Origin of the sequence: Pseudomonas sp. Pc102 (assembly GCF_018408275.1) — a bacterium.
Taxonomy (GTDB): Bacteria; Pseudomonadota; Gammaproteobacteria; order Pseudomonadales; family Pseudomonadaceae; genus Metapseudomonas; species Metapseudomonas tohonis.
Genome location: NZ_AP021905.1, coordinates 349810 through 363841, shown reverse-complemented (window position 1 = coordinate 363841; position 14032 = coordinate 349810). Strand labels below are relative to the sequence as shown.

Below are 14032 nucleotides of genomic sequence, written 5' to 3'. Positions count from 1 at the left end.
CGGCTGCGCCGCCCTGGGCGAATGAATTCGCCCCTACACGAGCCTGTTCGTACCAGCCCGGGGTGCCCTTTCGCGAATGAATTCGCTCCCACAAGGCGGGCTCCCAGCCAGGGAGCCGTGCCTGTGGAAGCGCGGGCGGGTCAGACCGCGACCGGGGCCTTGATGTGCGGGTGCGCCTGGTAGCCCACCAGCTCGAAGTCCTCGAACTTGAAGGCCAGCAGGTCCTTCACCTCGGGATTGAGCTTCATGGTCGGCAGCGGCAGCGGCTCGCGGGTGAGCTGCAGGTCGGCCTGCTCGATGTGGTTGGCGTAGAGGTGGCAGTCGCCGCCGGTCCAGACGAAGTCGCCGGGCGCCAGGCCGCAGACCTGCGCCACCATCAGCGTCAGCAGGGCGTAGCTGGCGATGTTGAAGGGCACGCCGAGGAAGATGTCCGCCGAGCGCTGGTACAGCTGGCAGCTGAGCTTGCCGTCGGCCACGTAGAACTGGAACAGCGCGTGGCAGGGCGGCAGGGCCATCTGGTCGACCAGGGCCGGGTTCCAGGCGGAGACGATCAGGCGGCGCGAGTCAGGATTCTTGTGGATCATCTCGATCAGCTTGGCGATCTGGTCGATCGACTCGCCGTTGGGCGCCGGCCAGCTGCGCCACTGGTAGCCGTAGACCGGGCCCAGGTCGCCGTTCTCGTCGGCCCATTCGTCCCAGATGGAGACGCCGTTTTCCTTCAGGTAGCGGATGTTGGTGTCGCCCTGCAGGAACCACAGCAGCTCGTGAATGATGGATTTCAGGTGGCACTTCTTGGTGGTCACCAAGGGGAAGCCGTCGGCCAGGTCGAAGCGCATCTGGTGGCCGAACACGCTGTAGGTGCCGGTGCCGGTGCGGTCGCTCTTGAAGGTGCCGGTCTCGCGCACCAGGCGCATCAGGTCGAGGTACTGTTTCACGAAGCGACTCCTTGGACGGGCTGGCGGCGGTAGGCCCAGACGATCAGGCCGATGCCGCCGAGGATCATCGGCACGCAGAGGACCTGGCCCATGGTCAGCCAGCCGAAGGCTAGGTAGCCGAGCTGGGCGTCCGGCACGCGGACGAACTCGACGATGAAGCGGAAGATGCCGTAGCACAGCGCGAACATGCCGGAAACGGCCATGGTCGGGCGCGGCTTGCGCGAGTAGAACCAGAGGATGGCGAACAGCGCCACGCCCTCCAGGGCGAACTGGTACAGCTGCGACGGGTGGCGCGGCAGCGGGCCGCCGTTGGGGAAGATCATCGCCCAGGGCACGTCGGTGACCTTGCCCCAGAGTTCGGAGTTGATGAAGTTGCCGATGCGCCCGGCACCCAGGCCGATCGGCACCAGCGGGGCGATGAAGTCCATCAGCTGGAAGAAGCTCTTGCCGTTGCGCCGGCCGAACCACAGGGTCGCCAGCATCACGCCGATCAGACCGCCGTGGAACGACATGCCGCCCTTCCACACCTCGAGGATCAGCAGCGGGTTGGCGACGTAGGCCGGCAGGTCGTAGAACAGCACGTAGCCCAGGCGCCCGCCGGCGATCACGCCGAGGGCGACCCAGAACACCAGGTCGGAGAGCTTCTCGCGGGTCCAGGTCGGGTCGAAGGCCTTGAGCCGGCGCGAGGCCAGCCACCAGGCACCGCCGATGCCGATCAGGTACATCAACCCGTACCAGTGGATTTTCAGGGGTCCGAGGCTCAGGGCCACCGGATCGATCTGGGGATAAGCCAGCATCACGACTCCTTAGATCAGAAAACTCAGCCCGACCGCGAACAGCAGCAGGGCGAACAGGCGCTTGAGCAGACGCGGCGACAGGCGATGGGCCAGGCGCGCGCCGAAGCGGGCGAAGAACATGCTGGTCAGCGCGATGCCGGCCAGCGCGGGGAGATAGACGAAGCCGAGGCTCCACTGCGGCAGGTGCGGCTCGTTCCAGCCCAGCACCATGAACGACAGTGCACTGGCCAGGGCGATGGGCAGCCCGCAGGCGGAGGAGGTCGCTACCGCCTGCTGCATGGGCACGCTGCGCCAGGTGAGGAAGGGCACGGTCAGCGAGCCGCCGCCGATGCCGAAGATCGCCGAGGCCCAGCCGATGAAGACGCCGGCGCCGGTCAGCCCGGGTTTGCCGGGCACCTCGCGGCTGGCCTTGGGCCTGAGGTCCAGGGCCATCTGGATGGAAACCAGGATGGCGAAACAGCCGATGATCTTCTGCAGCATGGGCCCCTGGATCGCCTTGGCGGTGAGCGAACCCAGCGCGGCGCCGAGGAGGATGCCGAGGGTCATCCAGGCGAAGATGTGCCAGCGCACGGCGCCCTTGCGATGGTGCTCGCGCACGGCGTTGACCGACGTGAAGATGATGGTCGCCAGCGAGGTGCCCACGGCGAGGTGGGTGAGGACGCTGGGGTCGAATCCCTGGGCGGTGAAGCTGAGCACCAGAACCGGCACGATGATCATGCCGCCACCGACGCCGAACAGCCCCGCGAGCACGCCGGCGCAGGCGCCGAGTACCAGGTACAGCAGGAATTCCATCGACACCCCCGAGAGCAAAGCGGCATGGTAACGGAAGCCCGCGTCGCGCTCCAATCGGGACGATGGATGTCCTGCAGCGGGCTGCTAGACTCGCCGACAAACAAGGAGACCACTCCAGATGTGCCTGATCGCATTCGCCTGGCGACCGGGTCACCAGACTCCCCTGGTGCTCGCCGCAAACCGTGATGAGTTCTACGCCCGCCCCACCCAGCCACTGGCCGCATGGAAAGACGCGCCGGGGCTGTACGCAGGACGCGACCTCGAAGCCGGGGGGACCTGGCTGGGCCTCGGCCCGGATGGCCGCTTCGCCGCGCTGACCAATATCCGCGACCCGCGCCTGCCGCCGGTGGGCCGCTCCCGTGGCGAGCTGTGCGTGCAGTTCCTCAGCGGCGAGATGGGCCCGGGCGAGTTCCTCGCCGACGCGCAGCGCCGCGCCGGTGACTACGCCGGCTTCAATCTGCTGGTGGGCGATGCCCGCGAGCTGTGCTTCCTCAACCCCCGCAGCGGCGGCCCGAGAAGGCTGGCCGCCGGCATCTACGGGCTGTCCAACGCCGACCTGGACACGCCCTGGCCGAAGGTCGAGCGAGCCAAGGCGGCGCTCGCCGAATGCCTGGAACAGGTCAACACCGACACCCTGCTCAACCTGATGCACGACCCCGAGGCCGCGCCGGACGCGATCCTCCCCGACACCGGTGTGGGCCTGAACACCGAGCGCATGCTTTCACCGGTGTTCATCGCCACCCGCACCTACGGCACCCGCGCCAGCACCGCGCTGATCGTCCATGCCGATGGGCGCCGCGAGCTGGTGGAGCGCAGCTACGGCCCCCACGGCGGGCACCTGGGGGATGTGGCGCTTCAGCTCTAGCAGCGCTCGATGCAGTCGCGCCGTTCCTTGGCGCGGTAGAGCCCCTCGTCGAGGCGCCGCAACAGCGCCTCGACGCTCTCCCCGGCTGCATGCCGGCCACCGCGAAACTGGCCGTGAGCCGCCAGGGCAACTGCGGGCAGGCTTCCGGCACCCGTGCGTGCAGCCGCTGGGCCAGCAGCAACAGGGCTTCGGGGCCGGTGTCCGGCAACAGCACGATGAATTCCTCGCCGCCCCAGCGGGCCAGGCAATCCTCCTCGCGCAGCACCGCGCCCAGGCAGGCGGTGACCGCCACCAGCACCTGGTCGCCGACGGCATGGCCCAGGCTGTCGTTGATGCGCTTGAAGTGATCGAGGTCGAACATCAGCAGGCCGGTGGGGTGACCATGGCGCACGAAGCGCTGCCACTCGTGCTCCAGGCAGGCCTGGAACTTGCGACGGTTGAACACCGAGGTGAGCGGGTCGGTCTCGGCCAGCTGCATCGCGGCCCTGACCTGGTCCGCGAGCGCACGATTGGCCTCGGCCAGGGCCTCGGTGCGCAGTTCGATCAGGACCTCGAGATCACGGTTGATGTGCTGCAGCTCCTCGTTGCGCTGCTGCAGCGCCAGCTCGGCAAGCTTGCGCTCGTGGATGTTGCGATGGGCGCCGATCATCCGCGTCGGCCGGCCCTGGTCGTCGAACTCGACGAAACGGCCGTGATCGCTTATCCACAGGTAGCTGCCGTCCTGGCAGAGGCAACGGTACTCCTCGGCGTATTCGGCGCGGTGGCCGTCGAGGTAGGCCTGGAAGCCCTGCATCACGCCGTCGAAGTCATCGGGATGGATCACGCTCTTCCAGGTGTCCACGTCCTCCGGCAGGCCGTCGCGGGGGAAGCCGAGCATGGCGTACCAGCCGGGGCTGCGGTGCACATGGTGGGTGATCATGTTCCAGTCCCAGATGCCGTCGCTGACGATCTCCAGGGCGTGGCGGAGGGTCCGCTCTATTTCTTCGCGGGTCGTGCCGTAGGGATGTTCTTCGGATGCCAGCTCGTCCATAAGCCACCTTTCCGGCGATGCCAGCGCAGGCCCATGGCATCTGGTTGGGCTGGACGCGACCGCCGGCGGGGGCTCAGGCCTGGATGGTCGCGGCCGGGTTGATCACGCGGCCCAGGCCCAGGTTGCGCAGGGCCAGGTGCAGGGAGCTGTGGATGACCTGCGGGTTGTCGATGCCCATCAGCTGATCGAGGAGCTCGCGCGCCTTGCTCAGGCTGACCTGGCGCAGCAGCCACTTCACCTTGGGCAGGTTGGTGGCGTTCATCGACAGGCTGTCGAAGCCCATGGCCAGCAGCAGGACGGCGGCGGCGGGATCACCGGCCATCTCGCCGCAGATGCTCACCGGCTTGCCTTCGGTGTGGGCATCGTTGACCACCTTGACCAGCGCCTGCAGCACCGCCGGGTGCAGGTAGTCGTAGAGATCGGCGACGCGTGGGTTGTTGCGGTCAACGGCCAGCAGGTACTGGGTCAGGTCGTTGGAACCGACCGAGAGGAAGTCGACCTGGCGCGCCAGCTCGCGGGTCTGGTACACAGCGGCGGGGATCTCGATCATCACGCCGACCGGCGGCATGGGGATGTCGACGCCCTCATCGCGCACCTCGCCCCAGGCGCGGTGGATCAGGTGCAGGGACTCTTCCAGCTCCTGCACGCCGGAGATCATCGGCAGGAGGATGCGCAGGTTGTTCAGGCCTTCGCTGGCCTTGAGCATGGCGCGCACCTGCACCAGGAAGATTTCCGGGTGGTCCAGGGTCACGCGGATGCCGCGCCAGCCGAGGAAGGGGTTGCTTTCCTTGATCGGGAAGTAGGACAGCGCCTTGTCGCCACCGATGTCCAGGGTGCGCATGGTCACCGGCAGCGGATGGAAGGCGGCGAGCTGCTCGCGGTAGATGGCGAGCTGCTCCTTCTCGCTGGGGAAGCGCTCGTTGATCATGAACGGCACTTCGGTGCGGTACAGGCCGACGCCTTCGGCGCCGCGCTCCTGGGCACGGGTCACGTCGGCCAGCAGGCCGGTGTTCACCCACAGCGGCATGCGGTGGCCGTCGAGGGTCTCGCACGGCAGGCTGCGCAGGGCGTCGAGGCCCTTGACCAGCTGGCGCTCCTCCTCGACCACTTCGCTGTACTGCTTGCGCAGCTCGGCGGAGGGGTTGGTGAAGACTTCGCCGTGGTAGCCGTCGACGATCAGTTCGATGCCGTCGACCTTCGAGTACGGCAGGTCGACCACGCCCATGACCGTGGGAATACCCATGGCGCGGGCTAGGATGGCGACGTGGGAGTTGCCGGAGCCGAGCACGGAGATCAGGCCCACCAGCTTGCCCTCGGGCACTTCGCCCAGCATGGCCGGGGACAGCTCCTCGCTGACCAGGATGGTGTTGTCCTGGTACACCAGGTTCTGCTTGCGCTCCTCCTGCAGGTAGGCGAGCAGGCGGCGACCGAGGTCCTTGACGTCGGAGGCGCGCTCGCGCAGGTAGGCATCGTCCATCAGCTCGAAGCGCTTGACGTGCTCCATCACCACCTGGCGCAGGGCACCCTGGGCCCACTGGCCGGAGCGGATGACCTTCTTGACTTCCAGGCCGATGGAGGCGTCGTCGAGCATCATCAGGTAGACGTCGAACAGCGCGCGCTCCTCGGGGCGCAGCTGGGTGGCCAGCTTGCTCGACAGGCGACGCATGTCCTCGCGCACCGACTCCAGGGCCTGCTTGAAGCGCTCGACCTCGGCCTCGATGTCATCGACGGCGCGGTCGGGCACCACTTCCAGGTCGGCCGGCGGCAGCACCACCACGGCGGTGCCCACGGCAGCGCCCGGGGCACCGGGCACACCGACGAACTTGGCTTCCTGGATGCCCTTGCCCTGGCGACCCAGGCCACGGATCGAGCCGGTGGCCTCGGCATGGGCGATGACGCCCGCGAGCTGGGCGCTCATGGTGACGAGGAAGGCTTCCTCGCCCTCGTCGAACTGGCGACGCTCCTTCTGCTGCACGACCAGTACGCCCATCACCCGGCGGTGGTGGATGATCGGCGCGCCGAGGAAGGAGGCGTAGCGCTCCTCGCCGGTCTCGGCGAAGTAGCGGTAGCGGGGGTGGTCGGCGGCGTGCTCGAGGTTGAGCGGCTCCTCGCGGGTGCCGACCAGGCCGACCAGGCCCTCGTTGGGGGCCATGCTGACCTTGCCGATGGAGCGCTTGTTCAGGCCCTCGGTGGCCATCAGCACGAAACGGTTGGATTCGGGGTCCAGCAGATAGACGGAACAGACCTGGCTACCCATGGCCTCCTTGACCCGCAGCACGATGATCGCCAACGCCGCCTTCAGATCCTTGGCGGCGTTCACTTCCTGGACGATCTTGCGCAGCGTATTGAGCATGGCCTTGTAGCCTTTCTCCGGGTCAGTCTTGCGCCAGCAGGCGCGGGGCTAATTCCTTGAGGGCACGGCGGTAGACTTCTCGCTTGAAGGTCACGACCTGCCCCAGCGGATACCAGTAGCTGACCCAACGCCAGCCATCGAACTCGGGCTTGCCGGTCAGGTCCATGCGTACCCGGTTCTCATCCGACTGCAGGCGCAGCAGGAACCATTTCTGTTTCTGCCCGATGCACAGGGGTTGGCTGTGGGTCCGCACCAGACGCTGCGGCAGACGATAGCGCAACCAGCCCCGGGTGCATGCAAGTATTTTCACATCCCGCTCCTCGAGCCCGACTTCCTCGTTCAGCTCGCGGAACAGCGCCTCTTCCGGCGTCTCGCGGGGGTTGATGCCTCCCTGGGGGAACTGCCAGGCATCCTGGTTGATACGCCGCGCCCAAAGCACCTGCCCGGCATCATTGGCGAGAATGATGCCGACATTGGGGCGGAAACCATCGGGATCGATCACGACGAACAACCTCGCATACGCATGTTCCGGCATTGTTCCACAAAGCCCGTAAACGCGGCAATGCGGGCTTTTCGCGCAATGGGCAGGCCGGGGAAAAGTGGTTATTCTGGCCGCCCTCCGTAGTTTCGATCCAAGGTAATTGACGTGCGCCTGGCCCTTTTCGATCTCGACAACACCCTCCTCGGCGGCGACAGCGACCACGCCTGGGGCGACTACCTGTGCGAACGCGGCATCCTCGACGGCGATGCCTACAAGTCCCGCAACGACGCGTTCTACCAGGACTACCTGGCCGGCCGCCTGAACATCACCGACTACCTGAACTTCAGCCTGGAGATCCTCGGCCGCACCGAGATGGCCCAGCTGGACCAGTGGCACCGCGAGTTCATGCGCGACTGCGTCGAGCCGATCATCCTGGCCAAGGGCGAGGCATTGCTGGCCGAGCACCGCGCGGCAGGCGACAAGCTGGTGATCATCACCGCCACCAACCGCTTCGTCACCGGCCCCATCGCCGCGCGCCTGGGGGTCGAGACCCTGCTGGCCACCGAGTGCGAGATGGCGGACGGCCGCTACACCGGGCGCACCACCGACGTGCCCTGCTTCCGCGAAGGCAAGGTGACCCGCCTCGAGCGCTGGCTCGCCGAGACCGGCCTGAGCCTGGAAGGCGCCAGCTTCTACAGCGACTCGCTGAACGACCTGCCGCTGCTGGAGCGGGTGACCCGCCCGGTGGCGGTCGACCCCGACCCCAAGCTGCGCGCCGAGGCCGAGCGGCGCGGCTGGCCGGTGATCTCCCTGCGCTGAGCCGCCTCAGAGCGAGAGCGGCTTGATCACCATCAGGAAGAAGATGCCGACGAAGGCGATGAAGGCTGGCCAGCCCAGGGTGAACCAGACCTTCATATAAAGGTGGGCCCTTGCCGGCAGTTCCTGGCCTCCGGCCAGCGCATCGCGCGCCATGTCGCGCACGCGGATCTGCAGCCACACCACCGGCAGCCAGCAGAGCCCGGCGAACACATAGAGCCCCACGCTCCACAGCAGCCAGACCTGGTTCAGCGGCCAGCCCGCCAGCTTGGCCAGGGCCAGGCCGCTCAGCGGCTGGAACACCGCCGTGGTGGCGATGAACAGCCAGTCGGCGGTTACCAGGTGGCGGAAGGTCACGGCGATCACCTCCACCCGCTGGCTGCGCCAGGCGCGCAGGGCGTAGTAGGCCGAGCCCAGGCCGGTGCCGAACAGCAGGGTCGAGGACATGATGTGCAGGGTCTTCAGCAGCAGGTACAGGCTCATCCGGTTTTCCGTTGCGAGGGCTCCAGCCACAGCACCCAAAGGGTGGCGACCATGAGCACGAGGTTCTTGCCGACCGCAGCATAAGGGTCGGCCCAGTAGTGCGGAAGCAGCAGGCTGATCAGCGCCGTATAGGCCAGCATCAGGCCGAGCTGCGCGAGCAGCGCGTGGCGGCGCCAGCGACGCAGCAGCATGCCGATGCCCAGCAGCCCATCCAGCGTCGCGCCCCCGACCACCGCCAGCTTGGCCAGCAGGCCGGTGACGCCCATCTCCGCCATGATCCTCAGCCCCCAGTCGAAACCCGGGCCGAGGCAGACCAGCGCGGTGCCCAGCCAGATCAAGGCCAGGACGATGATCATCGCCGGGCGCAGACAGCCGTTCACGGCACGGGCCTTCTGCGGCCAGGCCGAATCCAGGCGCTGGTCGAGCCGCGCCGGGCGATAGCCACCGAGCCGCTCCAGCGGCGCGGCGTCGCCCAGGTTGTCCCGCCGTGCCAGCTCCAGCAGTTGCGGATCGAGCAGGTGCAGGCGAGCGGCGATGCCCGCCAGCGCTCCCGGTAGCTGGAGATAGCGCGCCGGGCTCCAGAGCAGGCGCCCACGCAGGCGGTCGAGCAGCTCGCCCTGGGTCAGCGCCTCGGGCCCGACCAGCTCCAGCACCTGCGGTTGTTCCGGCCAGCGCCGCAGCAACGCCAGCACCGCACCGACCAGGTCATCCACATGCAGCGGCATGCTTCGCGCGCGGGTGTCCAGCAGGGGCGCCAGCGGCAGGGGCGCGAGGCGCTCCAGCCAGGCGCTGCTGGCCCCGCCCTCGCCCAGCACCAGGGAGGGGCGCAGCACCACGGCGGGAATGCCCAGGGCCAGCAGGTGCGCATCCGCGCGCGCCTTGCTGGCGAGGAAAGGCACCTCGCAGTCCCCGGCACCGAGGGCGGAAACCTGCAGCACCGCCGCGCCATGGCGGGCGGCGAGGTCGAACAGGGCACAGGCGCCGTCGGTCTGCAGGCGGGCCTGGCGCGCCAGGTCAGGGTCCAGCGCACCGGCGGCATTGATCACCAGGTCGATGCCGGCAGGCCAGGGAAATTGAAGGGGTTCGTCAGCCAGGCGTTGCAGATCGAGCGGCTGCCAGGCCACGCCCGGCAGGTCGTCACCCGCCCCCGAGCGGGAGGTGGCGACGACCTCGTGGCCACCGGCGGACAGGGCACGCAGCAGATGACGGCCGATGAAGCCGCTGGCACCGACCAGCAGGATGCGCCTGGTCAAGCTCAGGCCGGCTTGGCCAGGATCAGTACGAGGATGGCCAGCAGCAGCAGGAAGCCGACCGCGCCATAACCCAGGCTGAAGCCGAGGAAACGGCTGCGCGGGGCGGCATTCGGCGCGTCGCCGGCGTGCAGCACCAGCAGGCGCCGGGTGAAGGCCAGCCAGGCGATGCCGGCCAGCAGATAGAGGATGGAGCTTCCCAGCACCCAGGTCAGGCCGAAGGGGATCTGCGCCAGGGCCAGCAGCCACCAGCCGGTGATCGGCAGGGCCACGCCCAGGGCCAGCAACGCCGGCACGCCGAACAGCACGGATTGGCGCAGGTTCGGCGCCCAGCCCCCCAGGCCGCCGTGCCAGGCTCGCAGCACGCCCCACAGCAGGCCGCCGGCGACGGCGAACAGCAGGAAGGTCAGCAAACCGTGCAGTATCTGCAGCATCAGGTAGTCATCCATTGTCATTCACTCCATCCGGGCGACGAGCAAAGTGTAGATGGCCGCCGCCGTCAGCCGAGGAACAGCCGGTAGGCCGGGTTGTCGCTCTCGTCCCAATAGGGGTAGCCGATCTCTTCCAGCGCCGCGGGGATCAGGTGGCGCTCGTCCGCCGGCACCTGCAGCCCGGCCACCACACGGCCGTCGGCGGCGCCGTGGTTGCGGTAGTGGAACAGGGTGATGTTCCAGCGCCCGCCCAGCTTGTTGAGGAAGTTGAACAGCGCGCCGGGGCGCTCGGGGAATTCGAAGCGGAAGATCGACTCGTCCTCCACCCGCGCCGCATGCCCGCCGACCATGTGGCGGATGTGCAGCTTGGCCAGTTCGTTTTCGGTCAGGTCCAGCACCGGGAAGCCCTGATCGCGCAGGCTCTGCACCAGAGCCTCGCGCGGGTCGTTCTCCGGGTGGGTCTGCACGCCGACGAAGATGTGCGCCTCGGCCTCGGTGTTGTAGCGGTAGTTGAATTCGGTGATCTGGCGCTTGCCGATGGCCTCGCAGAAGGCCTTGAAGCTGCCCGGGCGCTCGGGGATGGTCACCGCGATGATCGCCTCGCGCTTCTCGCCCAGTTCGGCGCGCTCGGCCACGTGGCGCAGGCGGTCGAAGTTGATGTTGGCGCCCGAGTCGATGGCCACCAGGGTCTGCCCCGTGCCGCCTTCGCGCTCCACGTACTTCTTGATCCCGGCCACGGCCAGGGCGCCGGCCGGCTCGGTGATGGAGCGGGTGTCGTCGTAGATGTCCTTGATCGCCGCGCAGATCTCGTCGGTGCTGACGGTGATCACCTCGTCCACGTGCTCGCGGCAGATGTCGAAGGTGTGCTGGCCGATCTGCGCCACGGCCACGCCATCGGCGAACAGCCCGACCTGGCCCAGCACCACGCGCTCGCCGGCGGCCATGGCGGCCTGCAGGCAGTTGGAGTCGTCCGGCTCGACGCCGATCACCTTCACCTCGGGGCGCAGGTACTTGACGTAGGCGGCGATGCCGGCGATCAGGCCGCCGCCGCCCACCGGCACGAAGATGGCGTCCAGGCGCCCGGGGTGCTGGCGGAGGATCTCCATCGCCACCGTGCCCTGCCCGGCGATCACGTGCGGGTCGTCGTAGGGGTGGATGTAGACGTAGCCCTTCTCGTCCACCAGCTTCAGCGAATAGGCCAGCGCCTCGGGGAAGGCATCGCCGTGCAGCACCACCTTGCCGCCCCGGGCGCGCACGCCCTGGACCTTGAGCTCGGGTGTGGTGCGCGGCATCACGATGGTCGCCTTGATGCCCAGCTCGCGGGCCGCCAGGGCCAGGCCCTGGGCGTGGTTGCCGGCCGAGGCGGTGACCACGCCACGCGCCAGCTCCTCGGCAGTGAGCTGCGCCAGCTTGTTGTAGGCGCCGCGAATCTTGAAGGAGAACACCGGCTGCAGGTCCTCGCGCTTGAGCAGCACCTGGTTGCCGAGGCGTTCGGACAGGCGCAGCGCGGGTTGCAGGGGGGTTTCCACCGCCACGTCATAAACGCGCGAGGTGAGGGTCTTCTTCACGTAGTCTTCGAGCATCACGGCTTCACTGGCGGGGCATGCGGGGATGGGCGAGTCTACCCCAGGGCTTCGTCGCCCGACCACAGAGAATGCGGGGTTTTGCCGCGCCGACCGGCTATAATCCGCGCCCGCATTTCCTTTCATACGTGGACCACCAGCATGACCCAGGACCAGCTCAAGCAGGCAGTCGCCCAGGCCGCAGTCGACCATATCCTCCCGCTGCTCGACAGCAAGAGCGTCGTCGGCGTCGGCACCGGATCGACCGCCAACTTCTTCATCGACGCCCTGGCTCAGCACAAGATGGCCTTCGACGGCGCGGTCGCCAGCTCCGAAGCCACCGCCCAGCGCCTGAAGGGCCACGGCATCCCGGTCTACGACCTGAACGCGGTGGACGCCCTGGAGTTCTACGTCGACGGCGCCGACGAGAGCGACGCACACCTGAACCTGATCAAGGGCGGCGGCGCCGCACTGACCCGCGAGAAGATCGTCGCCGCCGTGGCGCGCACCTTCATCTGCATCGCCGACGGCAGCAAGCTGGTGCCGGTGCTCGGCGCCTTCCCGCTGCCGGTGGAAGTCATCCCCATGGCCCGCAGCCACGTGGCGCGCCAGCTGGTGAAACTGGGCGGCGACCCGGTCTACCGCGAAGGCGTGCTCACCGACAACGGCAACATCATCCTCGACGTGCACAACCTCTCGATCACCGACCCGGTGACCCTGGAAGCGCAGATCAACGCCATCGTCGGCGTGGTCACCAACGGCCTCTTCGCCGCCCGCCCCGCCGACCTGCTGCTGCTCGGCACAGCCGAAGGCGTGAAGACGCTGAAGGCGTAAGAATCCGAGCCCGGCATGCAACGTGCCGGGCTCCTGTAATGCGACAACCGACCACTGTCCGGCACCTCAGCATCAAAATGCCATCAAGCCTCCACCTCTGATAGGCTCTGCCCCCGCGAAACACTCCCCTCCCATCAAGGAATGCCATGAAGAAGGAAGCCTTCATCACGCTGTCGCTGTGCCTGCTGCTCAGTGGCTGCTTCGAAACCCCCGTCGAGAAGACCGACAAGGCCATCGGCCTGTACCGCCCCGATACCACCGCACCGCAGCAGATGCAGGAAGCCCATGAGCTGCTGGAAAGCGCCGCCGAGGAAAAGGAACCCCGCGCCCAGTACATGCTGGCCAAGATGTACGAACGCGGCGACGGCGTCGCACAGGATTTCAACAAGGCCTTCGCGCTCTACACCCAGTCGTCCCTCAACGGCAACGGTGATGCCTCCTACATGCTGAGCCGGTACCTGGAAGACGAGCAGTTCGGCCAGAAGGTCGACCTGCAGCAGTCGAAGGGCTTCCTGGAGAAAGGTGCCGCCCAAGGCTCCTACACCGCCAAGCTGCTGCTGGGCCTGGCCCTGCTCAACGGCAACGCCCCCTTCCAGCAGGACCTCGACAAGGCGGAGAGCCTGCTGCAGGAAGTCGCCGAGAAAGCCGCCGTCGAAGGCCATCGCCTGCATGCCCAGCAGGGCCTGGCCACCCTGTATGGCGATGCCACCCTGGGCAAGCTCGACCAGGAAAAGGTCGTGAAGGCCTACGAGTACCTGGCTCAGCACGGCCCTTCCGGCTACCCGTCGGTGCTGATGGGGCTGTTCGACGGCCACATCCCCGCGCTGGAGGACCCGGCCCGGCGCAAGGCGGTCTACGAGCAATACGGCCCGAGCAATGCCCAGGTGAAGATGCTTTATCTGGCCGGGGCCTTCGGTGAGGGTGAGGGGGCGCTCATCAGCGAGGCGGACTACCGCAAGCTGCTCGCTGACGCGTCCGCCAAGGGCGATCGCCTGGCATCGAGCCTGGGTTGCCGCATCTTCGCACCGGGCCTGATACGCGCCAATGGCGCCGGCGATCCGGCCCAAGCCCAGCAAGTGCTCGCCTGGTGCGACGCCGAGGCCCGGAAGGGCGAACCGTTCGGCCAGAGCACTGTCGCCGCCCTCAACCTGCTCAAGGGTGAGTACAAGCAGGCATTCATCTGGGCGACCATCGCCCTGGTGGAAGGTAACCGTGACGGCACCTTGGTAATCACGCGGCTCGCAGGGGCCGGCTTCAACCCCCCGGAAGCCGAGGTGAACGACCTGCTGCGGGAAGCCAAAGCCCTGCGCACCGACATCAAGGCCGCCCAGGCCAACTACCGCGACAAGACCCTCAGCCTGCCCCAGGTAGAGCGTCCCTGGTATTGAGCCCAGCCCACGGGG

At 67.7% G+C, this 14032-nt stretch carries 13 protein-coding genes and 1 pseudogene; 4 read left to right on the top strand and 10 right to left on the bottom strand.

The window, feature by feature from the left end:
• Positions 1–140: 140 nt before the first annotated feature.
• The 3 genes from PHLH3_RS01770 to PHLH3_RS01760 are packed head-to-tail and all read right to left on the bottom strand — an operon-like array spanning position 141 to position 2524.
• Positions 141–935: a thymidylate synthase gene (locus tag PHLH3_RS01770; protein ID WP_213627852.1), complete on the bottom strand. Its 795-nt coding sequence runs from the start codon at positions 933–935 to the stop codon at positions 141–143.
• Positions 932–1732, bottom strand: a complete 801-nt coding sequence (lgt, locus tag PHLH3_RS01765) for a prolipoprotein diacylglyceryl transferase (RefSeq protein WP_173175163.1) — start codon at positions 1730–1732, stop codon at positions 932–934. Before lgt ends, PHLH3_RS01770 begins: the two co-directional genes overlap by 4 nt.
• Before the next feature lie 9 nt (positions 1733–1741).
• Positions 1742–2524, bottom strand: coding sequence for a sulfite exporter TauE/SafE family protein (locus tag PHLH3_RS01760; protein ID WP_173175165.1), 783 nt, complete (start codon positions 2522–2524; stop codon positions 1742–1744).
• A 118-nt stretch (positions 2525–2642) separates the two neighbouring features.
• Between PHLH3_RS01760 and PHLH3_RS01755 the strand changes: the two genes are divergently transcribed.
• Complete coding sequence (locus PHLH3_RS01755) at positions 2643–3389, top strand: NRDE family protein (protein WP_173175173.1); 747 nt, start codon at positions 2643–2645, stop codon at positions 3387–3389.
• Here PHLH3_RS01755 and PHLH3_RS01750 read toward each other — a convergent pair.
• The 3 genes and pseudogenes from PHLH3_RS01750 to PHLH3_RS01740 all read right to left on the bottom strand — a co-directional run bounded on the left by PHLH3_RS01750 (position 3386) and on the right by PHLH3_RS01740 (position 7274).
• Positions 3386–4419, bottom strand: a pseudogene (locus PHLH3_RS01750) (diguanylate cyclase). The gene PHLH3_RS01755 and the pseudogene PHLH3_RS01750 sit on opposite strands and share 4 nt — an antisense overlap.
• A gap of 73 nt (positions 4420–4492) precedes the next feature.
• On the bottom strand, positions 4493–6772 hold the full coding sequence (gene ptsP, locus PHLH3_RS01745; protein WP_111263487.1) for a phosphoenolpyruvate--protein phosphotransferase: 2280 nt from the start codon (positions 6770–6772) through the stop codon (positions 4493–4495).
• Between the two features lie 22 nt (positions 6773–6794).
• Entirely contained in the window at positions 6795–7274 is a 480-nt protein-coding gene (locus tag PHLH3_RS01740) for an RNA pyrophosphohydrolase (RefSeq protein ID WP_111263513.1), read from the bottom strand.
• A gap of 144 nt (positions 7275–7418) precedes the next feature.
• Here PHLH3_RS01740 and PHLH3_RS01735 point away from each other — a divergent pair, with 144 nt between their 5' ends.
• A complete protein-coding gene (locus PHLH3_RS01735) occupies positions 7419–8072 on the top strand; it encodes an HAD family hydrolase (RefSeq protein ID WP_213627850.1) in 654 nt (217 codons plus the stop codon).
• Positions 8073–8078: 6 nt separating this feature from the next.
• On the opposite strand, the gene PHLH3_RS01730 is transcribed toward PHLH3_RS01735, so the two are convergent.
• The 4 genes from PHLH3_RS01730 to ilvA are packed head-to-tail and all read right to left on the bottom strand — an operon-like array spanning position 8079 to position 11882.
• Positions 8079–8552: a DUF2269 domain-containing protein gene (locus PHLH3_RS01730; protein ID WP_213627848.1), complete on the bottom strand. Its 474-nt coding sequence runs from the start codon at positions 8550–8552 to the stop codon at positions 8079–8081.
• Positions 8549–9805 carry an SDR family oxidoreductase gene (locus PHLH3_RS01725; RefSeq protein ID WP_213627846.1) on the bottom strand — a complete coding sequence of 419 codons (1257 nt, stop codon included), beginning with the start codon at positions 9803–9805 and terminating at the stop codon, positions 8549–8551. Before PHLH3_RS01725 ends, PHLH3_RS01730 begins: the two co-directional genes overlap by 4 nt.
• A gap of 2 nt (positions 9806–9807) precedes the next feature.
• On the bottom strand, positions 9808–10251 hold the full coding sequence (locus tag PHLH3_RS01720; protein ID WP_213627844.1) for a DUF2269 family protein: 444 nt from the start codon (positions 10249–10251) through the stop codon (positions 9808–9810).
• Positions 10252–10301: 50 nt separating this feature from the next.
• Complete coding sequence (ilvA, locus tag PHLH3_RS01715; RefSeq protein WP_213627842.1) at positions 10302–11882, bottom strand: threonine ammonia-lyase, biosynthetic; 1581 nt, start codon at positions 11880–11882, stop codon at positions 10302–10304.
• Positions 11883–11957: 75 nt separating this feature from the next.
• Here ilvA and rpiA point away from each other — a divergent pair, with 75 nt between their 5' ends.
• Complete coding sequence (gene rpiA, locus PHLH3_RS01710) at positions 11958–12629, top strand: ribose-5-phosphate isomerase RpiA (protein WP_213627840.1); 672 nt, start codon at positions 11958–11960, stop codon at positions 12627–12629.
• A gap of 146 nt (positions 12630–12775) precedes the next feature.
• A complete protein-coding gene (locus PHLH3_RS01705) occupies positions 12776–14017 on the top strand; it encodes a tetratricopeptide repeat protein (protein ID WP_213627838.1) in 1242 nt (413 codons plus the stop codon).
• Positions 14018–14032: the final 15 nt, after the last annotated feature.